Annotated in this window: 25 protein-coding genes; 14 read left to right on the top strand and 11 right to left on the bottom strand. The window is 60.9% G+C overall.

Going from position 1 to position 20,721, the window contains the following annotated elements:
* Positions 1-63: 63 nt before the first annotated feature.
* The 3 genes from CKW25_RS07995 (at position 64) to CKW25_RS08005 (ending at position 2,808) form a co-directional block, all read left to right on the top strand.
* The gene (locus tag CKW25_RS07995; protein WP_095078647.1) at positions 64-1,485 is read left to right on the top strand and encodes a transglycosylase SLT domain-containing protein; all 1,422 of its coding nucleotides are present in this window, start codon (positions 64-66) and stop codon (positions 1,483-1,485) included.
* Between the two features lie 103 nt (positions 1,486-1,588).
* On the top strand, positions 1,589-2,023 hold the full coding sequence (locus CKW25_RS08000; RefSeq protein WP_095078648.1) for a DoxX family protein: 435 nt from the start codon (positions 1,589-1,591) through the stop codon (positions 2,021-2,023).
* A 476-nt stretch (positions 2,024-2,499) separates the two neighbouring features.
* The gene (locus CKW25_RS08005) at positions 2,500-2,808 is read left to right on the top strand and encodes a hypothetical protein (RefSeq protein ID WP_095078649.1); all 309 of its coding nucleotides are present in this window, start codon (positions 2,500-2,502) and stop codon (positions 2,806-2,808) included.
* Position 2,809: 1 nt separating this feature from the next.
* On the opposite strand, the gene greB is transcribed toward CKW25_RS08005, so the two are convergent.
* Genes greB through CKW25_RS08020 form a run of 3 tightly spaced genes read right to left on the bottom strand, consistent with a single transcriptional unit; the run spans position 2,810 to position 6,529 of the window.
* Positions 2,810-3,307, bottom strand: coding sequence for a transcription elongation factor GreB (greB, locus tag CKW25_RS08010; protein ID WP_095078650.1), 498 nt, complete (start codon positions 3,305-3,307; stop codon positions 2,810-2,812).
* A gap of 34 nt (positions 3,308-3,341) precedes the next feature.
* Entirely contained in the window at positions 3,342-5,846 is a 2,505-nt protein-coding gene (locus tag CKW25_RS08015) for an ABC transporter permease (RefSeq protein WP_095078651.1), read from the bottom strand.
* A complete protein-coding gene (locus CKW25_RS08020) occupies positions 5,846-6,529 on the bottom strand; it encodes an ABC transporter ATP-binding protein (RefSeq protein ID WP_095078652.1) in 684 nt (227 codons plus the stop codon). Before CKW25_RS08020 ends, CKW25_RS08015 begins: the two co-directional genes overlap by 1 nt.
* 10 nt (positions 6,530-6,539) lie before the next feature.
* On the opposite strand from CKW25_RS08020, the gene CKW25_RS08025 reads away from it, so the two are divergent.
* The 3 genes from CKW25_RS08025 to CKW25_RS08035 all read left to right on the top strand — a co-directional run bounded on the left by CKW25_RS08025 (position 6,540) and on the right by CKW25_RS08035 (position 8,569).
* The gene (locus CKW25_RS08025) at positions 6,540-7,145 is read left to right on the top strand and encodes an arylesterase (RefSeq protein ID WP_095078653.1); all 606 of its coding nucleotides are present in this window, start codon (positions 6,540-6,542) and stop codon (positions 7,143-7,145) included.
* A 58-nt stretch (positions 7,146-7,203) separates the two neighbouring features.
* A complete protein-coding gene (locus CKW25_RS08030) occupies positions 7,204-7,497 on the top strand; it encodes a hypothetical protein (protein WP_095078654.1) in 294 nt (97 codons plus the stop codon).
* A 103-nt stretch (positions 7,498-7,600) separates the two neighbouring features.
* Positions 7,601-8,569 carry a L,D-transpeptidase family protein gene (locus CKW25_RS08035; RefSeq protein ID WP_095078655.1) on the top strand — a complete coding sequence of 323 codons (969 nt, stop codon included), beginning with the start codon at positions 7,601-7,603 and terminating at the stop codon, positions 8,567-8,569.
* Positions 8,570-8,694: 125 nt separating this feature from the next.
* Here the strand turns inward: CKW25_RS08035 and oprI are convergent, their stop codons facing one another.
* A complete protein-coding gene (oprI, locus tag CKW25_RS08040) occupies positions 8,695-8,946 on the bottom strand; it encodes an outer membrane lipoprotei OprI (RefSeq protein ID WP_003172710.1) in 252 nt (83 codons plus the stop codon).
* Between the two features lie 636 nt (positions 8,947-9,582).
* Here oprI and CKW25_RS08045 point away from each other — a divergent pair.
* The gene (locus CKW25_RS08045) at positions 9,583-9,864 is read left to right on the top strand and encodes a GNAT family N-acetyltransferase (RefSeq protein ID WP_095078656.1); all 282 of its coding nucleotides are present in this window, start codon (positions 9,583-9,585) and stop codon (positions 9,862-9,864) included.
* Between the two features lie 61 nt (positions 9,865-9,925).
* Here CKW25_RS08045 and CKW25_RS08050 read toward each other — a convergent pair whose 3' ends face one another.
* Together CKW25_RS08050 and CKW25_RS08055 are read right to left on the bottom strand one after the other, a co-directional pair.
* A complete protein-coding gene (locus CKW25_RS08050) occupies positions 9,926-11,002 on the bottom strand; it encodes a 3-deoxy-7-phosphoheptulonate synthase (RefSeq protein ID WP_095078944.1) in 1,077 nt (358 codons plus the stop codon).
* A 132-nt stretch (positions 11,003-11,134) separates the two neighbouring features.
* On the bottom strand, positions 11,135-11,578 hold the full coding sequence (locus CKW25_RS08055) for a PilZ domain-containing protein (RefSeq protein ID WP_095078657.1): 444 nt from the start codon (positions 11,576-11,578) through the stop codon (positions 11,135-11,137).
* Here CKW25_RS08055 and CKW25_RS08060 point away from each other — a divergent pair.
* The 5 genes from CKW25_RS08060 to cysB all read left to right on the top strand — a co-directional run bounded on the left by CKW25_RS08060 (position 11,577) and on the right by cysB (position 15,536).
* Positions 11,577-11,963, top strand: a complete 387-nt coding sequence (locus tag CKW25_RS08060; protein ID WP_095078658.1) for a thioredoxin — start codon at positions 11,577-11,579, stop codon at positions 11,961-11,963. The two genes, CKW25_RS08055 and CKW25_RS08060, sit on opposite strands and share 2 nt — an antisense overlap.
* The gene (locus tag CKW25_RS08065) at positions 11,963-12,922 is read left to right on the top strand and encodes a putative 2-dehydropantoate 2-reductase (protein ID WP_095078659.1); all 960 of its coding nucleotides are present in this window, start codon (positions 11,963-11,965) and stop codon (positions 12,920-12,922) included. The genes CKW25_RS08060 and CKW25_RS08065 overlap by 1 nt, the downstream gene beginning before the upstream one ends.
* A 25-nt stretch (positions 12,923-12,947) precedes the next feature.
* Positions 12,948-13,853, top strand: coding sequence for a 5'-nucleotidase (locus CKW25_RS08070; RefSeq protein WP_095078660.1), 906 nt, complete (start codon positions 12,948-12,950; stop codon positions 13,851-13,853).
* 94 nt (positions 13,854-13,947) lie between these two features.
* Positions 13,948-14,448 (top strand): universal stress protein, encoded by a 501-nt coding sequence (locus CKW25_RS08075; protein ID WP_095078661.1) that lies wholly within the window; start codon positions 13,948-13,950, stop codon positions 14,446-14,448.
* Between the two features lie 113 nt (positions 14,449-14,561).
* Positions 14,562-15,536 (top strand): HTH-type transcriptional regulator CysB, encoded by a 975-nt coding sequence (gene cysB / locus CKW25_RS08080; protein WP_095078662.1) that lies wholly within the window; start codon positions 14,562-14,564, stop codon positions 15,534-15,536.
* Here cysB and CKW25_RS08085 read toward each other — a convergent pair.
* Together CKW25_RS08085 and CKW25_RS08090 are read right to left on the bottom strand one after the other, a co-directional pair.
* Positions 15,533-16,015: a GreA/GreB family elongation factor gene (locus CKW25_RS08085; protein ID WP_095078663.1), complete on the bottom strand. Its 483-nt coding sequence runs from the start codon at positions 16,013-16,015 to the stop codon at positions 15,533-15,535. The genes cysB and CKW25_RS08085 overlap by 4 nt on opposite strands.
* A gap of 2 nt (positions 16,016-16,017) precedes the next feature.
* The gene (locus tag CKW25_RS08090; RefSeq protein ID WP_095078664.1) at positions 16,018-16,413 is read right to left on the bottom strand and encodes a hypothetical protein; all 396 of its coding nucleotides are present in this window, start codon (positions 16,411-16,413) and stop codon (positions 16,018-16,020) included.
* Between the two features lie 123 nt (positions 16,414-16,536).
* Between CKW25_RS08090 and earP the strand changes: the two genes are divergently transcribed.
* Both earP and CKW25_RS08100 read left to right on the top strand, forming a co-directional pair.
* Complete coding sequence (gene earP, locus CKW25_RS08095; protein ID WP_095078665.1) at positions 16,537-17,670, top strand: elongation factor P maturation arginine rhamnosyltransferase EarP; 1,134 nt, start codon at positions 16,537-16,539, stop codon at positions 17,668-17,670.
* 48 nt (positions 17,671-17,718) lie between these two features.
* Positions 17,719-18,288, top strand: a complete 570-nt coding sequence (locus CKW25_RS08100) for an elongation factor P (RefSeq protein ID WP_003404205.1) — start codon at positions 17,719-17,721, stop codon at positions 18,286-18,288.
* Between the two features lie 76 nt (positions 18,289-18,364).
* Here the strand turns inward: CKW25_RS08100 and CKW25_RS08105 are convergent, their stop codons facing one another.
* The 3 genes from CKW25_RS08105 to CKW25_RS08115 form a co-directional block, all read right to left on the bottom strand.
* Complete coding sequence (locus CKW25_RS08105) at positions 18,365-18,784, bottom strand: organic hydroperoxide resistance protein (protein ID WP_095078666.1); 420 nt, start codon at positions 18,782-18,784, stop codon at positions 18,365-18,367.
* Positions 18,785-19,189: 405 nt separating this feature from the next.
* On the bottom strand, positions 19,190-19,651 hold the full coding sequence (locus tag CKW25_RS08110) for a MarR family winged helix-turn-helix transcriptional regulator (protein ID WP_095078945.1): 462 nt from the start codon (positions 19,649-19,651) through the stop codon (positions 19,190-19,192).
* Positions 19,652-19,720: 69 nt separating this feature from the next.
* On the bottom strand, positions 19,721-20,677 hold the full coding sequence (locus CKW25_RS08115) for a LysR family transcriptional regulator (protein ID WP_095078667.1): 957 nt from the start codon (positions 20,675-20,677) through the stop codon (positions 19,721-19,723).
* Positions 20,678-20,721: the final 44 nt, after the last annotated feature.

Consider the following 20,721-nt stretch of genomic DNA (forward strand, 5'->3'; position numbering starts at 1 on the left):
TGTTTCTGTCGACCTGCTGCAGCCCTTCTTGTGCAGCGGGACAGTATTCTTTCCGGAGAACGGATGACGCGACTCCAGGTTTTGCTACTGCTGTGCTTGTCGATGCTGCTGCCGTTGCCGGCGGTTGCCCGGTTGGCAGGCCCCGTGGAGGCCGTTCAGCCAGGCAAGGTCCGGGATCTGGAGCAGATCCGCAGCAGCCGTGTATTGCGGGTGCTGGTCAACCAGAGTCGCAACAGTTCCGGTGAAGTCCAGGGCCAGAGCATTGGCGTTGAGTACCATCGCTTGCGCGCCTTTGAGCAGTACCTCAACGGTCGCGCCCGTGACGGCCAGGAAATTTCCCTCAAGATCATTCCCAAGGCCAAGGACCAACTGCTCGGCGCCTTGCAGCGCGGAGAAGGGGACCTCGTGGCTCCGGGGGAATTGCTTGATCTGCAAAGCGCTCGTGGCGTGACGACCAGCGAACCGATTGTCAGCAATGTGCCGTTGCTGCTGGTGGGGATCAAGGGCGAGCGCCGCTACACCCGGCTTGAGCAACTGTCCGGCAAAACCCTGGCCTTGCCTGCCGGTAGCGCCGCCGGTGAAGCCATCAATCAGATCAACCAGAAGCTGGCGCTGCACAAGTTGCCGCCGGTCACGATCGAATGGGTCGACCCGAGCCTGGCGGTCGAAGATGTTCTGGAGATGGTGCAGGGCGGGATTTTTCACCTGACCATTGTCGAGCAACCAATCGCCGAGCGTTGGGGCAAGATCCTGCCCAAACTGCGTTTTGACCGGCAAGTGGTGATCAGTGAGCCGGGCGAGGAGTTCTGGTTCGTGCGTCGCGATGCATCGATGTTGCGGGCCAGCATTGACCGCTTCCTGGGTGGCTACAAGACACCGTCCGACCAGGATGTGGCATTCCTGCGTATCTATCGGCGTTTGTACCAGGTGCGCAATCCTCTGGCCCGGGCCGATCGCCAGCGTCTGGAGAAGGTGCGCACGGTCTTGCAGAAACATGCCCGCGAGCAGGGCATGGACTGGCTGAATCTGGCCGCGCTGGCCTTCAAGGAATCGGCGCTGGAACCCAACGCCCAGAGCGGCAGCGGCCCGACCGGGCTGATGCAGATCACCCCGTCGGCGGCGCAACGGGTCGGGGTCAACAATATTCAGTCCCTGGACAGCAATGTCCAGGCTGGGGCCAAGTACCTGGCGCTGATCCGTCGCAAGTTTTTCGCCAGCCCCAAGCTCAATGAACGTGAGCGCATGGCCTTTGTCCTGGCCGGCTACAACATCGGCCCGGAACGGGTCCAGGCCATGCGGGCCGAAGCCCGGCGACGTGGCCTGAATCCCAATCAATGGTTCTTCCAGGTCGAGCGTGTTGCGTTGGAGCAGGTGGGGATGGGACCTGTCAGCTATGTTAACAGTGTGAACAAGTACTACTTGGCCTATGACCGGGAACGGGAGTCGCTGGAGGCCCAGGGGCAGAACGTTGTCTCACGTAAATGATCAGCTAAACTGATTGGTATTGCGGATTTTTTGCGCTTTTAACATGAGATTTACTGATTAATATAGCGGCCAACCCACACACACTCGCAATGGATGACAGAGCATGAGCACATTGATCAACAAGGTACTTTCTACTCGCGCTGGCTACGGCCTGACCGTTTTGCGGATTTTCGTCGGCATCATCTTCGCTGCCCACGGTGCGCAGAAACTCTTTGGCATGTTCGGTGGCTATGGCATTGCCGGGACTGCGCAGTACATGGAAAGCCTGGGCCTGGCACCGGGCCAGTTGATGGCGACTCTGGCCGGTGGTACAGAATTTTTCGGCGGCCTGGCATTGATCGTTGGGCTGCTGGTGCGTCCGGCGGCATTGGGCCTGGCCTTCCTCTCGCTGGTGGCGATCTTTTCGGTGCACATCGGCAACGGCCTGTTCATGGCGAACAACGGTTATGAATTCGCCCTGGCACTGCTCGGCGGCAGTTTCGCCGTACTGGTCGAAGGTGCCGGCAAGCTTTCACTGGATCGCGCCATCGCCGACTGACCGCTCTGGCTCAACGAAAAGGCCCGCATTGCGCGTAATGCTGTTCAGTTAAGGATAGGGTTGCTCAATACGTCCCCCGTGGCGAGCGAGCTTGCTCGCGCTGGGCTGCAGAGCAGCCCCAAAAACTGTCGTCGAGTTCGTTCTGAAAGACCGCAGTCGCTTTGTTGGGTGCGCTTCGCGCACCAGCGCGAGCAAGCTCGCTCGCCACGGGTCTCTCACCCGCTTCAAGCCTTTCTTAACTGAACAGTATTGCCGCATTGCGCGGGCCTTTTTTGTTGCCCGGGATTCTTGACACTGTCCCGTCGGCTTCTCTAGGATGCTGTCATGCGCCGATTTAAACAGCTACTTGCGGGGCGCCAGGTGACTCATCCAGTTGCCGATAGAAGCTTGAAACAGGCTTCGAAATACCGCTAAAGCGCTGGTTCGGTGTTGCCTCTCACCTGCCATGCAGACTTTTGAGGCAGAGACACGACATCATGAATGCACTTCGCCCTCCCGTACGTCCCGCGCCGATCACGGCTCACCTGACCCAACGCAACCCGAAAATCCTCCTTGGCGGTCATCATCAGCCCACGCTCTTGCGTTATCTGGACGGCTGGCCGCGTCGCAATGGCGGCCCGGCGGCGTTCCTGATCCAGTTTGTCGAGGACGGTGAATCGCTGGCGCGCTTTGCCAGCGACAGCTTCGACCTGGCGGTGATTCAGTCGCCCAGTGCCGAAGAGGCGGTCGAAGTGATCAGGCAACTGACGCGCGTTGCCCGCCAGGGGCTGATTGCCCGTCGCTGACTCAGGGGTAATCGATGGCGACGATGTACACGAACTGCTCGCCGGTAGGCGTCTGGACCCGGACTTCGGCGTCCAGGGCCTTGCCAATCAGGGCTCGTGCCAGGGGCGAGTCGATGCTGATCAAGCCTTGCTTGAGGTCCAGCTCGTCCGGGCCGACGATCCGGTAGCGTGACTGCTTGCCGTCTTCATCCTCGATGGTCACCCAGGCGCCAAAGTAGACCTTGTTCGGATCGCTGGGTTTTTCGCTGACCACCTTGAGCGCTTCCAGCCGTTTGGTGAGAAAACGCACGCGGCTGTCGATTTCGCGCAGCATCTTCTTGCCGTAGGTGTACTCGGCATTTTCAGAACGGTCGCCCTGGGCGGCGGCTTCGCTGACCGACTGGGTGACCTGAGGGCGACGTACATGCCAGAGCTCATGGAACTCGGCACGCATCCGGGCCTCGCCCTCGGGTGTGATGAGGGCGGTGCCGGCAGGACGGGGAGGGCGATAGCGGCTCATTGCGATTTCTTTTGGTGAGAAGGCCTCGAGTTTATCAACCCTCGCGCAAGACTGTCAGTGGGCTGGCATTCAGCGCACGACGTGTTCCAAATACCCCGGCGGCGCCGACCAGCAAGGCACCGATCACCGGCAATAGCAGCAACCAGGGATGGGGGTGCCAGGCCAGATCAAAGGCATAACGGTAAAGCACCAGGCTCACCAGCTCCGAACCGAGTGCGGCGAGCAGGCCGCTGACGGCACCCAGCAAGCCAAACTCGATGCGCCGTGCCTTGACCAGCAGTTGCCGTTCGGCCCCCAGGGCGCGTAGCAGTGCGCCTTGGCGAATGCGTTCATCGAGGGTTGCCTGCAAGCCGGAAAACAGCACCGCCATGCCCGCCGCGAGGACGAACAGCAGTACGTACTCCACCGCCAGCGTGACTTGTCCAAGGATGCTGCGCAGTTGGGCGAGCAAGGCTTCGACCTGCAGGATGGTCACCGCCGGAAAGGCCCGTGACAGCTCGACGATCTGCGCGTCGTGGCCGGGCGCCAGGTAGAAGCTGGTGAGGTAGGTCGCCGGCAGGTCCTTCAGGGTGCCGGGCTGGAAGATCATGAAGAAGTTCGGCTGGAAGTTGTCCCAGTTGATGTTGCGCAGGCTGGTGACCCGTGCTTCGCGATTGACTCCGCCGACGGTGAAGACCATGTGGTCGCCGAGTTTGAGTTTCAGGCTCTCGGCCACTTTGCCCTCGACCGATACCCCGGGTATGTCGTCCGCAGGTTGCGCTGGCCACCAGTCGCCTGCGGTAATGCTGTTGCCCGCCGGCAATTCGGCGGCCCAGGTCAGGCTCAGGTCGCGCTGGATCGCCCGATCACCCTGGGAATCCTTGCTGACGATGCCCTGCACCGGCTCGCTATTGATGCTGATCAGCCGTCCCGGTACCACCGGGTACAGCGGCGCCGATTGAGCGGAGAGGTCGATCAGGCGATCGGTGAAGGCTTGTTTGTCGGCCGGCAGGATATTGAGCGCGAAGTAGTTGGGGGCGTTCTTCGGCAGCTGGTTTTGCCAGGTGTCCAGCAACTCGCCACGCAACAGGGCGATGAGCGCCATCGACAACAGGATCAATCCGAAGGCCAGGGACTGGCCTGCCGCCGCCAGCGGGTGGCGCAACAACTGCCCCAGGCCCAGGCGCCAGGGCAGCGGTGCGCCGGCCAGCAGGCGGCGCAGGCTTTTGAGCAGCACCAGCAACAGGCCTCCGAGCACCAGGGCGGCGATGATACCGCCCCCCAGCAGGGCGAACGTCAGCAACAGGTCCAGGCTCAAGCGCCACATGATCAGTGCCAGGGCCGCCAAGGCGGCGCCATAGACCATCCAAGTGCTGGAAGGAATCGGCAGCATGTCGCGGCGCAGGACGCGAAGCGGCGGAACGCGACCGAGGGCGGCCAACGGCGGCAGGGCAAAACCGGCGAGCGCGACCAGGCCGGTGCCTATCCCGGCAATGGCCGGCAGCAATCCCCCTGGCGGGACATCGGTGGGCAGTAGGTCATGCAGCAGCGCGAACAAGCCAAGCTGGGCCAGCCAACCGAGGAGGGCGCCGCTGATGCTGGCCAGCAGGCCGAGCACCGCCAGTTGCAGGCTGAACAGCAGCAAGGTTTCCCGGCGCGACAAGCCAAGGCAGCGTAACAGGGCGCTGGCGTCGAAGCGGCGAGTGGCGAAGCGGGTGGCCGAGAGTGCGACGGCGACGCCCGACAACAGCACCGCCACCAGGCTGGCCATGTTCAAGTAACGCTCGGCCTTGCCCAAGGCACCGCCGATCTGTCGGTTGCCGTCGCGGGCGTCCTGCAACCGCTGGTTGGCCGCCAGCCCCGGCTTGATCCCTTGTCGGTAGGCTTCCAGTGCCGAGGCCTCGCCGCGCCACAGTTCGCGGTAGCTGACCCGGCTGCCGGGCTGCACCACGCCGGTCGCGTCCAGGTCGGTGAGGTTGATCATCACCCGGGGCGTGAGGCTGTAGAAGTTGCCGGCCCGATCCGGTTCGTAGGTCAGGACGCGGCTCAGGCGCAGGGTTTTCATGCCGACGTCGATGCTGTCGCCGATCTTCAGGTCCAGTGCCGTCAACAAGCGCGCCTCGACCCAGGCTTCGCCCGGTTCCGGACCGCCGCCCGCTTCCTCGGGGGCAAACGGGGCGGGCGCGCTTTTCAGCTGGCCCCGGAGCGGGTAGATCTCATCGGCGGCCTTGATGCTCGACAGCTGAATACCCTTGTCGGTGGCGATGACACTGGAAAATTCCACCACCCGGGCGTGTTGCAGGCCCAGTGCCTTGCCGCTCTGAATCTGCTCCGCACGGGCCGGTGAACTGCCTTCGAGCAGCAGGTCGGCACCGAGGAACTCGGTGGCGCGCAACAGCATCGCGCTGTTGAGGCGTGCGCCGAAGTAACCGATGGCAGTGCTTGCCGCCACGGCCACCAGCAGGGCGAAGAACAACACCCGCAGTTCTCCGGCACGGGCATCGCGCAACAATTGGCGAATGGCGAGGCTGAACAGGCGCAACAGCGGCAAGCGTGCCATCAAGGCTCCAGGGGGGCGACCAACAGGCCGGCTTCAAGGCGGATCAGGCGGTGGCAGCGATGGGCCAGGCGTTCGTCGTGGGTGACCAGCACCAGGGTCGTGCCGCTTTCTTTATTGAGGTCGAACAGCAGGTTGCTGATGTGCTCGCCGGTGTGGGTGTCGAGGTTGCCGGTGGGCTCGTCGGCAAACAGCACGTCGGGCTCGGCGGCAAAGGCCCGGGCAATCGCCACGCGCTGTTGCTCGCCACCGGAGAGCTGGCGCGGCGAATGGCTCAGGCGCTGGCCGAGGCCGACGCGACGCAGCAGCTCAGTGGCGCGCTCACGGGCATCCTTGCGGCCGTCGAGCTCTAGCGGCAGCATGACGTTCTCCAGGGCGTTGAGGCTGTCGAGCAGTTGGAAGGACTGGAACACGAAGCCGACATGCTCGGCGCGGATGCGCGCGCGCTGGTCCTCGTCCAGGTTACCCAAGGCCTGGCCCGCCAAAGTGACCTCGCCGCTGCTGGGCAGGTCGAGGCCGGCCAACAACCCCAGCAGGGTGGATTTGCCGGAACCGGAGCTGCCGACAATGGCCAGGCTGTCGCCCTTGTTCAGTTCCAGGTTGAGTTGATGCAGGATGGTCAGTTCACCTTCCGCGCTGGGAACCACTTTGCTAAGGTTCCGCGCAGTGAGAATGCTTGCGCCCATGGAGAGTCCGATGCGTGTGTGGTTTTTGAGTGCTGGCCTGGCCTTGGTGTGCATGGCCCAGAACGCAGCGGCGGGTACAGTCCTGATCGTTGGCGATAGTATCAGCGCCGCTTTCGGCCTGGATACCCGGCAGGGGTGGGTGTCGTTGCTCGAGCAGCGGCTGCGGCAAGAGGGTTTCAGCGATAAGGTGGTCAACGCCTCCATCAGTGGCGATACCAGTGCGGGGGGGCAGGCGCGGCTGCCGGCGCTGCTTGCAGAGCATAAGCCTGAACTGGTCGTGCTGGAGTTGGGGGGCAATGACGGCCTGCGCGGACAGTCGCCCACACAATTGCAACAAAATCTTGCGTCGATGATCGACAGCGCCAGGGCCAGTGGCGCCAAGGTGCTGTTGCTGGGCATGCAACTGCCGCCTAATTATGGGGTGCGCTACACCGAGGCTTTCGCGAAGGTCTACAGCAACCTGGCGGAACAGAAAAACGTCCCGCTGGTGCCGTTTTTCCTGCAGGGAGTCGGCGGTAATCCCGAGCTGATGCAGGCCGATGGCATCCATCCGGCGGTCGCGGCGCAGGACAAGTTGCTGGAAAATGTCTGGCCTACGCTAAAACCGCTGCTGTGACGCTTTTCTAGCGGCAGTCTTTCGGCTAATGTGGCGCCCCCCTGATTTGGAGCCCCCGATGCCGCGTTCTGCCTGGTCCCTGTTTGCCTATCAACTGATCGAGCCTGACGAGCAGCTGGATCTGTTCGCCTGCCAGGAAGTCCGGGTGCATCTGGTGACGCGTCAACTGGAGTTGGGCGGCTCGGCCGACCGTACCTTGTGCGGCAGCTTGTTGCCGGCGCAACCGCGCTGGTCGAGCGTCGACCGCACGGTGTTCCAGGACCAGCGTCTGTGCTCGCTGTGCCGGGCGATCCTCGAGTCGCAAAAGCGCGGTACCTCGCCGATCTGGCCCGAGTTGCGTTTCGAGTTGTAACACTCCAGTGGGGCGGGCCGTCGGCCCGGCTCCCCGATTCTTCGGGTGTCAGTGTACAATCGAGCGTTTATACCCTCTGTTGACCATGCAAAGGATTTTCCGGATGTTGCCGCGCTTTCCTGCCGTCGCCCGCTGCCTGTCTCTTGCCGCCTTGTGCGTTGCAGGTCCCGTTGCAGCGTTGGAGCTGCCTTTACCGCCACCGGGCGAAGATATCGTCGGTCAGGTGCAGGTGGTCAAGGCCAAATACGAAGATACCTTCGCTGATCTGGGCACCACCTATGACCTGGGTTATTCGGAAATGGTCGCGGCCAACCCGGGTGTCGACCCATGGTTGCCTGGAGCGGGTACCGAAATCATTCTGCCGACGCGCTTCATTCTGCCACCTGGCCCGCGCGAAGGCATCGTGATCAACCTGGCCGAGTACCGCCTGTACTACTACCCCAAGGGGCGGAACGTGGTCTACACCTTCCCGCTGGGTATTGGTCGTGAAGGCTGGGGCTCGCCGATTGCCCATACCAGCATCGTCGCCAAGACACCGAACCCGACCTGGACCCCTCCAGCCTCGATCAAGGCTGAGCACGCGGCCGATGGCGACCCGCTGCCAAACGTCGTGCCGGCCGGCCCGGACAACCCACTGGGGCCCTTCAAGTTCACCCTGGGCACGCCTGGCTACCTGATCCATGGCTCGAACAAGAAGTTCGGCATCGGCATGCGCACCAGCCACGGCTGCTTCCGCATGTTCAACAACAACGTCCTGGAAATGGCCAGCATGGTGCCGGTGGGCACTCCCGTGCGCATCCTCAACGATCCGTACAAGCTGGGCATGAGCGGTGGCAAGGTCTATCTGGAGGCGCATACGCCGATCGACGACAAGGGCAACCCGTCGGTGGTCGACAAGCACACCTCGGTGATCAACGCCATGCTCAAGCGTGAAGACATCACTGGCAACATGCGCATGAACTGGGACGTGGTGCGCGACGTGGTCGCTGCCGAAGATGGCCTGCCGGTAGAGATTGCAGTGCCGAACGCCACGGCGCCGATGGTCACCAGCGCGCCGCTCGAACTGCAGTAAGCGCTTCAAACAACCCGTCGGGGCGACATCGCTTCGGCGGGTTTTTTTATGGCCTGAAGAAACCGCAGGCGATAAAAAAGCCGACCCAGAAACTGGGTCGGCTTGATAACAATCCCGAGGGATTATTACTTGCGGCTAGCTTTTTCCAGCATGCGCAGAGCACGCTCGTTAGCTTCGTCAGCAGTCTGTTGTGCTTTTTGAGCAGCAGCCAGAGCTTCATCAGCTTTACGGTAAGCTTCGTCTGCACGAGCCTGGGAGCGAGCTGCTGCGTCTTCAGTAGCAGTCAGACGTGCTTCGGTTTCTTTCGATACGCTGCTGCAACCGGTAGCCAGAACTGCGGCCAGAGCCAGAGCAGAGAATTTCAGAACGTTGTTCATCGTGTTCCCCTTCAAGGACTTTCAATTAAATAGCTATCACCTCAGAGTGAGGAAACAGCCGGCGTACATACTACCCATTACTTTTAGTAAGTAAACTGACGTAGCGCAAGAAGCAAAAAAAATTGTAGGCGCTGATTCTTTTTCGAGCAACTTTTAATCGCGCTGTATAAAAAGTATGCAGCCGGGATGCCCGCCCTGAGCGACCTGCTTGAAACGCGCAACCTGCCCAGGTGCCTGTTTCGCAGTATGGGGCTAAAGTCAGTCTTTATTGATTCGTCTACACTTTTGTTGACGATTTGCGGAGCGCCTCACGCGAGTTTGCTTGTTAGAGGTGACTTTAACTACCGACGCTCGTCTCAAGTCTCAATATCCGGCAATGTTCAGGCGCCCGCCCCGGGAGGATTTTCGGCCGGGCCCCCTCGACGTGACCCGTGTCGATCCAGCGCATGCGCTGTCATGACGAGCGCGCCTTGAGCATTTGTGCCATTGGTGCCTACTATTTGATACGTGCAAGACTGCGCGAGATCGGTACGGCCTTTTCTCGGTGTCCAGACAGGCACGGGGTGGCGCAGAGGTTCCTTCGCCGGAAAAACATCGGTAAGGTAGGGGTCAATTCAAGACCCGCGAGGAGTAGTGATGAGCGAGGCGTTGTCCATCCACCATGACCAGGCTGGTCATCAGTTCGAGACCAATGTGGACGGTCATCGTGCCTACCTGACCTACATGGACCTGGGTAAGCAAACCCTGGATATCTATCGCACGTTCGTGCCCAACGCGCTGCGTGGCCGTGGTATTGCCGCCGCGTTGACCGAGCATGCGCTCGAGTATGCGGAACAAATGGGTTACACCGTCATCCCTTCGTGTTCCTACGTGGAGCGCTACATGGAGCGTCACCAGCGGCATGCCGCCAAGCTCTGATCAGGGGCACTCATGAAAACGCCGGGCTAAGCCCGGCGTTTTTGTGTGCGGTACATGCCGGTCAGGTGCGTTCACGCTTGGGCAGCACGTCCTTGAGCTTGGCATGCATGCTGCGCAAGGTGTTTTCGGTCGCGGACCAGTCGATGCAGGCGTCGGTAATCGACACGCCATACTGCAGTTCGGCGAGGTCCTTGGGAATCGCCTGGCAACCCCAGTTCAAATGGCTTTCGACCATCAGGCCGATGATCGACTGGTTGCCTTCCAGGATCTGGTTGGCCACGTTCTCCATCACCAGCGGTTGCAGTGCCGGGTCCTTGTTGGAGTTGGCGTGGCTGCAGTCGACCATGATGTTCGGCTTGATCCCGGCCTTGTTCAGCGCTTGCTCGCAGAGCGCGACGCTGACCGAGTCGTAGTTCGGCTTGCCGTTGCCGCCGCGTAGTACCACGTGGCCGTAGGCATTGCCTTTGGTGGTCACGATCGACACGCCGCCTTCCTGGTTGATCCCCAGGAACCGGTGCGGGCTGGAAACCGATTGCAGGGCGTTGATGGCTACGGTCAGGCCGCCATCGGTACCGTTCTTGAAGCCGACGGCCGAAGACAGGCCCGAGGCCATTTCACGGTGAGTCTGGGATTCGGTGGTGCGGGCGCCAATGGCCGACCAGCTGATCAGGTCCTGCAGGTACTGCGGGGAGATCGGGTCAAGGGCTTCGGTTGCCGTCGGCAGGCCCATTTCGGCCAGGTCCAGCAGCAACTGACGACCGATGTGCAGGCCGTCCTGAATCTTGAAGGAGTCGTCCAGGTACGGGTCGTTGATCAGGCCTTTCCAGCCGACGGTGGTACGTGGCTTTTCGAAATAGACCCGCATGACCAGGTACAGGGTATCGGACACTTCAGCGGCGAGCACCTTGAGGCGCTCGGCATATTCGTGTGCGGCCTTGATGTCGTGGATCGAGCAGGGCCCGATGACGACGAACAGGCGGTGGTCGGTGCCATCCAGGATATTGCGAATCACTTCGCGACCCTTGGTCACGGTGCGCAGGGCGGCATCGCTCAAAGGGATATCACGCTTGAGCTGGTCAGGGGTGATCAGCGTCTCGTTGGAGGCGACGTTTAGGTCATTGATCGGTAAATCAGCCATCGTGTTACTCGTCAGGTCACGGGTGCCGGCCGCCAGCGATCCCCGCGCGGCGGAGCACAGCATGATTTAAGCGCAGCGGGGAGCCGAACCTTAGCGCGTTACGCTGTTGCTCGACAATGGGCAGGCGCGGGTTTAATCCAGTGCTGGCTGCACAAAAGCCTGGTGAACGGTCTCGTGGGAGTACTCCGTGGCATGCTGGTCGACCCATTCGAGGGCCAGGGCCTGGAGGCCTTGCTGTTCGCGCTGGCGTTCCTGTTGCCGGTAGTAACGTTCGATCTGGCAGATCTGCTCGCCCATCCGCGCCTTGAACAGGGTTTGCTCGTCGATGAACGCAATCCCCACCAGGTAGCCATGCTTTCGTCGCAGGCACCAGGCGACAAAGCCCAGGTAGCAGACATTTTCACTCAAGGTCGGCATGCGCACTTCCAGTGCCGTACCCTTGCGCCAGGCGCGGTGGTAATTGCAAGCCACGCCTCCGAGACTGATAGTGTGCAACTCTTGCCGAGAAATACACTGGTGTTTGCGCAACGTTAACTCGACGGGCACATCATCAGGATGAGGAATGAAACGCCCCATGAACACGGACTCCAAGTGTCGGTCATTCGACAGCGTTCTCCCCAGTATAGTGGTCGAATGGGAACTGACCGATTTCGATGCCGACCAGCGGTTGTTGGCGATGAAGGGCATTTCCCTGGTGATTTTCACCAGTGTGGGCTGTTCCGGTTGTCGCTGGGCACGTCAGCAATTGCCCCGCCAGGCGCTGGATATCGACCAGTTGTGCTGGATCGATGCCGGCAATAACGGTGGGGTGGTGGAGCGTTATCAGGTCTTTCATTTGCCGGCGCTGTTTGTGGTGCGCGACGGTGAGTTTTATGGGGCGCTACAGTCGCGCTTGACCTGCACCGAATTGAACACGGCGGTGGGGCTGGCGCTGAGTCGGGATCCAGAGGAGTTACCGTGATGAGTGCAACGATTCAAAAGCCGAAAATCGGCATTATCGGTACCGGGGCGATTGGTGGTTTCTACGGCGTGATGCTGGCGAAAGCCGGGTTCGACGTGCATTTCCTGCTGCGCAGCGAGTTTTCAGCGGTGGCTGAGCACGGCCTGCAACTCAACAGTGCGCCGTACGGTGCCGTGACCCTGAACCCGGTCCAGGCCTATTCGTCGGCGGAGGACATGCCGCCCTGTGACTGGTTGTTGGTCGGTACCAAGACCACCGGCAATGCCGCGCTGGCACCGACGATCATCAAGGCCGCCGCAGCCGATGCCAAGGTGCTGTTGCTGCAAAACGGCCTGGAGGTCGAAGACAGTCTGCGCGATGTACTGCCGGACAGCCTGCACCTGTTGGGCGGCCTGTGTTTTATCTGTGTGCATCGCGCAGGTCCCGGGGTGATCGAGCACCAGGCGCTGGGTGCTGTCCACCTGGGTTACCACAGTGGCCCGGCGCAGGCGGACGAGCCTGCGCGTCAGCAGATTGTGGAACAGGGTGCCGGCTTGTTCCGTGCCGCCGGTCTTGATTCCCAGGCCACGGCCAATCTTGCGCAGGCGCGCTGGCAGAAACTGGTCTGGAATGTCCCCTACAACGGTTTGTCGGTATTGCTCGGTGCGAGTACCAAGCCATTGATGGCGGATGAAAACAGCCGCCAACTGATCCAGGCATTGATGGCCGAAGTGGTGCAGGGGGCACTGGCGTGTGGCTACAGCATGCCTGCGGGGTACGCCGAGCATTTGTTCAAGGTCACCGAGCACATGCCCGATTACTGGCCCAGCATGTACCACGACTACCTGAATAAACGACCGCTGGAACTGGCCGCCATCTATGAAAGGCCCTTGGCGGCGGCCGGGGCTGCCGGTTGTTCGCTACCGAAAATCGAAGCCTTGTATCAGGCCCTGAGCTTTATCGACGGGCGTAACGGCTGAGTCTTTCAGCCAGGGGGGAGTACGCATGGCAAACGGGATAGACAACAGACTGGTGCTGGCGATTTCTTCGCGGGCGCTGTTCGACCTGAGTGACAGCCATCAGGTCTATCTGGCCAGTGGCGTCGAGGCGTACCGGCAATATCAGATCGAACACGAAGACGAAATCCTCGAGCCGGGCGATGCCTTTCCCCTGGTGCAAAAGCTGCTCAACCTCAATGCCAGCCTGGGCAAGGCACGGGTCGAGGTGGTGCTGGTGTCGCGCAACAGTGCCGACACCGGTCTGCGCGTGTTCAATTCGATCCACCATTACGGGCTGGCGATTTCCCGGGCGGCGTTTGTCGGTGGGCGCAGCCCGTACCCGTATCTCAAGGCGTTCGGCTGCGACCTGTTTCTCTCCACGCACGCCGACGATGTGCGCAGCGCGCTGGACGCGGGTTTTGCTGCGGCGACCATTCTGTCCGGGGGGGCCAGCCGTGCCGCCAGCGAGGAATTGCGCATCGCCTTCGACGGTGACGCGGTGCTGTTTTCCGATGAGTCGGAGCGGGTCTATCAGGCCGGTGGCCTGGAAGCCTTTCAGGCCAGTGAGCGCCAGGCGGCACGAGAGCCGTTGCGCGGTGGTCCGTTCAAGGGGTTTCTGGCCGCACTCAATGCCTTGCAGCGCGAGTTTCCCGAAGACCGTTGCCCGATCCGCACCGCCTTGGTCACAGCCCGTTCGGCGCCGGCCCATGAGCGGGTGATTCGGACACTGCGCGAGTGGGATATCCGGCTCGATGAATCGCTGTTTCTCGGCGGCCTGACCAAGTCGGCCTTTCTCGAGGCCTTTGCCGCCGATGTGTTTTTCGACGATCAGGCGGGTCATTGCGAGCTGGCTCGCGAGGTGGTGGCCACCGGTCATGTACCCCATGGCATCAGCAATGAACTGAAGGTTTAAGCCTGTTGTTCAACGCTTTACCCGGAATGTCGTACTCGCTGTGGCACTGCTAAGCTGAATCAAGCTCCGCCATCTTGGCATTCGAGGAGGTCACATGATTCATTCGATTCTGTATGCCACTGACCTCGGCCTATACGCTCCCTTCGTGATGCAACATGCACTGGCGCTGGCACGGACATTCAGAGCCGATCTGTATGTGGTGCACGCCGTTGAACCCATGGGACTGTTTGCCGAGTCGGTGTTGCAGAGCTATCTGGATGAGCAGGCCCTGAACGAATTTCACAGCCAGGGCTTGAGTACGGTAATGGCCAATATCGAGCAGCGCGTACTCGACAGTTTTCGCGAAGAGTTGGGGGAGGGGCAGCAGGACCTGGCGCTGATTCAATCGGTCAGAGTGTTTCAGGGCGACCCGTCGCAGGTCATTCTCGAGCAGGCACAGAAGCTCTCGGTGGACTTGTTGATCCTGGGCAGCCACAGCCATGGGGCAGGGGGGGAAACGCCGTTGGGGCGCACGGCCGCGCGGGTCTTGCAACTGTCCCAGGTCCCGGTTTACCTGGTGCCCTTGTCGCAACGCCGGCGCCACGGAGATATTTGAGGCGGTAACGCTGGCCTTTTGATGAAAAAGTTCTAGATTTATTCTTCAGGCCATTCATATAGTTATATATCGTCGCTGATGCCCGTGGCGTTTATCTGCTTTGAGGGATTCATATGAAGCTTCAACAATTGCGCTACATCTGGGAAGTGGCGCACCACGACCTCAACGTTTCCGCTACTGCCCAAAGCCTGTATACCTCGCAGCCTGGCATCAGCAAGCAGATCCGTCTGCTGGAAGACGAATTGGGTGTCGAGGTCTTCGCACGCAGCGGCAAGCACCTGACCCGAGTGACCCCAGCCGGTGAGCGCATCATCACCACCGCTGGCGAGATACTGCGCAAGGTCGAAAGCATCAAGCAGATTGCCCAGGAGTTCTCCAACGAGAAGAAAGGCACCCTGTCGATCGCCACCACCCACACCCAGGCACGTTATGCGCTGCCGCCGGTCATCAGTAATTTCATCAAGCAATACCCTGACGTTGCCCTGCACATGCACCAGGGCTCGCCGATGCAGATCGCCGAAATGGCCGCCGACGGCACCGTGGATTTCGCCATCGCCACCGAAGCCCTGGAGCTGTTCGGTGACCTGGTGATGATGCCGTGCTATCGCTGGAACCGTTGCGTGGTCGTGCCTCAGGGGCACCCGTTGACCAAACTGCCGAAGCTGAGCCTCGAAGCCTTGGCCGAATACCCGATCGTGACGTACGTGTTCGGTTTCACCGGCCGTTCGAAGCTCGATGAAGCGTTCAGTCACCGTGGCCTGACCCCGAAAGTGGTGTTTACCGCGGCCGACGCCGACGTGATCAAGACCTATGTCCGCCTGGGGCTGGGCGTCGGTATCGTGGCCAAGATGGCGGTCGATACCAAGCTCGACAACGACCTGGTGGTGCTCGATGCCAGCGAACTGTTCGAATCCAGCGTGACCAAGATCGGTTTCCGTCGTGGGACATTCCTGCGTGGGTTCATGTGCGACTTCATCGAGAAGTTCGCCCCGCACCTGACCCGTGAAGTCATGGCCAAAGCCATCCAGTGCCACAACAAACAGGAACTGGAAGAGCTGTTCGCCGGCGTTGAGCTACCGGTTCACTAAAGCACTTCGGTGACAGTGAACTGTTGCCGAGTGCCCGCCACCACAATCTCTACCTCATCATCCTCGAACTTGCCCACCAGGCTTTTGCCCAACGGTGAGCGCGGGGTGATGACGGTAATCGGCTGCCCCACCAGGCAGACCTTCAATCCCGCGCCGTCGGGAGCCAGAAACAGCCATTGCTGACGACCGTTTTCGTCCTCAAGACCGAGCAGGGTGCCGACCTGGATGCCTTGTCGCGCGTCATAGGCCCCCAGGTTCATGTTCTGGCAAAGCGCCAGCGCCTGGCGAATTTCCTCCACGCGCCGGGCCTGGCCTGCCGCCAGGTAGGACGCCTCCAGGCCCAGGGTGTCGTACTTGTTTTCGGCTATGTTTTCTTCATGGGTGGCGGTTTCGTAGGCGGTTTGTGCCGCGCGCCGGGCACTCTCGAGGTCGGCTGAGAGCTTTTCCAGAATCAGTTGGTGAACCGTTTGTTTATTCATGATCAATCGCAGAATTGCAGGACATTGGCGCGGCTTTTTTCGCTGGGGGCCGTCTGGTCTTGTTGCAGCCAGAACTGGCATTTGGGGTTGGACAGGTTGCGAGTGTTATTGCGTGCCTGGTCGAGCGACTGCTGCTGCGTCTGTTTGCGCAGGTTTTCCTGGTACTGCTCGAACAGTGCAGGCGCAGGTTCGACCGCCGATGGTTTGGGCTGCGTCAATTGTCGGGTCGCCTCGGCCAAAGGAGCCAGTTGCTCGCCGGGCAAGACCATCGACAACAGCCAGCAGGTCAGTGCGATGGCCAGGAATCCCAGCCATAGACCCAGCGCGATGCTGACAATCAATTGCCGTGGATCGAGCGTGATGGCCAGCGTGCGGCGAGCGGGTGGACGGTAGGGCATGACGGCCTCCTGGCGCGGATGTCGGGCAATCGGTGATTGTCGCATGAAGATTAATCGACCTTGGCACTTCTGCGCGCGACGATTTATGCGGACAATTGAGGTCTTTGCCCCGCGGAGCCCGGAATGAAAGTCGACTGGGATATTTTTTGCACGGTTGTCGACAACTATGGCGACATCGGCGTGACCTGGCGCCTGGCCCGACAATTGGTGGCCGAGCATCATTGTTCGGTGCGTCTCTGGGTCGACGACTTGCGCGCGTTCGAACGCCTGTGTCCGGAGCTGGACATTCACGCGGCGCGGCAATGGCAGCAGGGCGTGGAAGTGTGTCATTGGCCCGAGCACTGGCAGCCGACGGATACCGCCGACGTGGTGATCGCGGCATTTGCCTGTCAGTTGCCTGGTGCTTACATGGAGGCAATGGCGGCCCGTGAAACCACCCCGCTGTGGATGAACCTGGATTACCTGAGTGCCGAGGACTGGATCGTCGGATGCCATGGCTTGCCGTCGGTGAAGCACAAGCATGTGCAGAAGTACTTTTTCTTCCCGGGCTTCCAGGCGGGTACCGGCGGCCTGCTGCGCGAGCGCGATCTACTGCCGCGCCGCGAGCAATTCCAGGCCGACCCGCACGCCCGGCAGGCGTTCTTGCAAGGGTTGGGTGTCGAGCGCGCCGAAGGCGAAGAGCTGATCTCGCTCTTTGCTTATGAGAACGCCGGCCTGGCCGATTGGCTGGATGTCATGGCGGCCGGTGCTCAAACCACTCATCTGTTGGTACCCGAAGGACGAATCCTCGGCGATGTGTCGCGCTGGCTGGGTGTCGACGGATTGTCGGTCGGGGCCCGGGAGGTACGGGGCGCCTTGACTGTGCAAGTGCTGCCGTTCATCCGGCAGGATCAGTATGACCTGCTGCTGTGGAGCTGTGATTTCAACGCGGTGCGTGGAGAGGACTCGTTCGTCCGGGCGCAGTGGGCCGCTCGTCCGATGATGTGGCATATTTATCAGCAGGAAGAAGACATCCACCTCGACAAGCTTGAAGCTTTTCTGGCGCTCTATACCCAACGCCTGTCGCCCGCGGCGCGCACGGCGCTAGAGGGGTTGTGGCGAGCGTGGAACACGGGTGAAGGAATGGCCCCGGCATGGGTTGCGGCACGGGAACACTGGCCAGAACTGCAAAATCACGCCCAGGCATGGTGTCTGGAACAGGCTTTGCAAGCCGATCTTGCTGCGGCGCTGGTGCAGTTTTACCTAAATTGGATATGATACGCGGCCTAGATTTTTGTAAATCCCATCCAAATTCGGATATTCGCAATGAAAACTGGTAAAGAACTGAAACCCGGTACGGTGATCCGTCTCGAAAACGACCCTTGGCTGGTTCAGAAAGCTGAATTCACCAAGTCCGGTCGTAACAGCGCGATCATGAAGACCAAGCTGAAAAACCTGCTGACCGGTTACAAGACCGAGATCGTTTACAGCGCTGACGACAAACTGGACGACGTGATCCTCGACCGCAAAGAAGCGACCCTGTCCTTCATCAGCGGCGACACCTACACGTTCATGGACACCAGCGACTACACCATGTACGAGCTGAACGCCGAAGACATCGAAAGCGTTCTGCCATTCGTGGAAGAAGGCATGACCGACGTTTGCGAAGCCGTATTCTTCGAAGACCGCTTGGTTTCCGTAGAGCTGCCGACCACTATCGTGCGTCAGGTTGACTACACCGAAGGTTCCGCTCGCGGTGACACTTCCGGCAAGGTGATGAAGCCTGCCAAACTGAAGAACGGTACCGAGCTGTCGGTTGCTGACTTCATCGAAATCGGCGACATGATCGAGATCGATACCCGCGAAGGCGGTTCTTACAAGGGCCGCGCTAAATAAGCGCAGTTCTTGTAGGCACGAAAAAGCCCGACCATTGAGTCGGGCTTTTTTGTGCGCGTCTGATCAGGGCTAGCACTCAGACGGTGACGTGCAAGCGAACGTCGACATTACCGCGAGTGGCGTTGGAGTAAGGGCAGACCTGGTGTGCGGCATCGACCAGGTTTTGGGCGTCGGTCTGCTCCAGGCCTGGCAGGCTGATGTGCAGGTCGATGTCCAGGCCGAAGCCTCCAGGGATCTGGCCGATGCCGACATGGGCGGTGATCGAGGCGTCATCGGGAATCTTGCGCTTGGTCTGGCTGGCGACGAATTTCAGCGCGCCGATGAAGCATGCCGAATAACCGGCCGCGAACAGTTGCTCGGGGTTGGTCGCCGCACCGCCGGCTCCGCCCAGCTCTTTCGGGGTAGCGAGCTTGACGTCGAGGATATTGTCACTGGAGACGGCGCGACCATCACGGCCACCGGTAGCGGTTGCAACAGCGGTATAGAGCGTTTGCATGGTATGAGCCTCTTCGGAGTTTACGTTTTGCGCTAAAGGTTTGCGCGCTAAGTAATCGCCAAATAAATGTATCGCTCAAATATATTGCGCGCAAGATATTTTTTCGATGTGCTCGAACGAAATGGAATCTACCGGCCTAATGCCGGTCAGTTAAGCAACTCAAGCGACGAAGATCCTGTGGGAGCGGGCTTGCCCGCGAAGAAAACACCGCGGTTTTCCAGGCATTACGCGTTATCGCGCTTCGCGGGCAAGCCCGCTCCCACCGGTCCTGCGGCTTAACTGACTGGCATTAATCTGCTGGTCTGCGTTTTTTGGGGGGGAGGGCTGGTTTGGCAGTGCAGGCGGTGTCTCAGGAGCACCGCATGACTGTATTCGCCTGCAAGGCCGCTGCCAGGGAATGCGGCGTCAGAGGTTGTCTTGCAGATGGCTGCGCAGGTTCTGCAGATCGGCCTGCAGCTTGCGCATTTGCTCCAGGGTCTGGCCACTGGCGCCGAGGATGCAGGGCGGAATGTCACGGGCTTGGTCTCGCAACGCCCGGCCTTGTTCGGTCAGTTCGACGATGACCACTCGCTCATCTTCACGACTGCGGGTGCGGCTCAGCAGCCCCTCTGCTTCCAGGCGCTTGAGCAAGGGCGTCAGCGAACCGGGGTCGGTCAGCAGGCGGTGACTGATTTCGCCGACCGTCAGCCCGTCCCGTTCCCACAACACCATCATTGCCAGGTATTGCGGGTAGGTCAGGCCAAGCGCTTGCAGCAGGGGTTTGTAGACCTTGGTCATCAGCAGCGAAGTGGAGTGCAGGGCAAAGCACAGCTGGTTATCCAGCAGCAGGTTGTCGCAGTTGTCCGGGGTGTTGCGTGGAGGGGTCATGTCTTGGCCTTGATCGGTGATCGTCATGAATCTAGCGGGCGAGTGTTTAATGCGCCAGATAATTTTCAGCTAGAGCCGGCCGAAGTCCCGTTGCAGCGCCAGATCCCAGGGGGGCACCGGGCTGAAGCGGCTCTTGAGGTATTCCAGCAACAAGCGACTGCGCGAACTGGCCTGCTGCTCGAGGCGTAAGGCGTAGATGCCGGTGTTTTCCGGTTTCGGCAGACCGCCTTCGCAAAACAGCGGCAGCAATTCACCGCGCAACAAGTATTCGCCGCACAACCAGGTGGGCAGGTGGGCGATGCCCAGGCCGGCGAGGGCACCGTAGAGCAGGGCTTCGGCGTTGTTGGCGCTCAGGCGAATGCGTGGCGGGCGATGCAATTGCAGTTGCCCATCCACTTCGAAGCGCCAGGCGAAGGGCGGCGCCAGGCCAGCCCAGTCGAGGCCATCGTGCTCATGCAACTCCCCCGGATGGCGGGGTGTACCGCGACGCTTGAGGTAGGCCGGGCTGGCACAGGCAATCCGCACCATGCAGGCCAGCGGGGTGGCGACCATTCGTGTGTCCGCCATTTGCCCGGCGCGCAGTACCAGATCGACCTTGCCCAGGTTCGAGCCGTGCATGTCGACGAAGCTGTCGATCAAGTGCAATTGCACGTCCAGCCCGGGGTACAGCCCCAGGAAATCGGCGATCACCGGTGCCAGGTGCCGTCGTCCGAAGGCAGCGGGCGCGTCGACCCGGATCAGGCCTTCCGGCGCGCTGCTCAAGGACGCGGCCTCGGCGCGGGCCAGGCGCAATTCGCTGACGATCCGCCGCGCCCGCTCGGCAAACGCCAGCCCGGCGGGCGTGGCACGTACAGCGTGGGTGCTGCGCACGAACAACTGGCTGCCGAGGGCGTTCTCCAGGCTGTCGATGCGCCTGGCCACGGCCGAAGGTGTCAGCGGATGTCGGCGAGAAGTGGCGGAAAAACTGCCGGTTTCCAGTACGTCGAGAAAAAGCCCCAGTTGATCGGTGAGTGCGTTCGGATTCATGGCGCTGTGCTTGTGCGAAGTTGGCATAACCATTGTGCGTTGCT

It is taken from the genome of Pseudomonas sp. Irchel s3h17 (assembly GCF_900187505.1).
In the GTDB taxonomy this organism is placed as follows: Bacteria; Pseudomonadota; Gammaproteobacteria; order Pseudomonadales; family Pseudomonadaceae; genus Aquipseudomonas.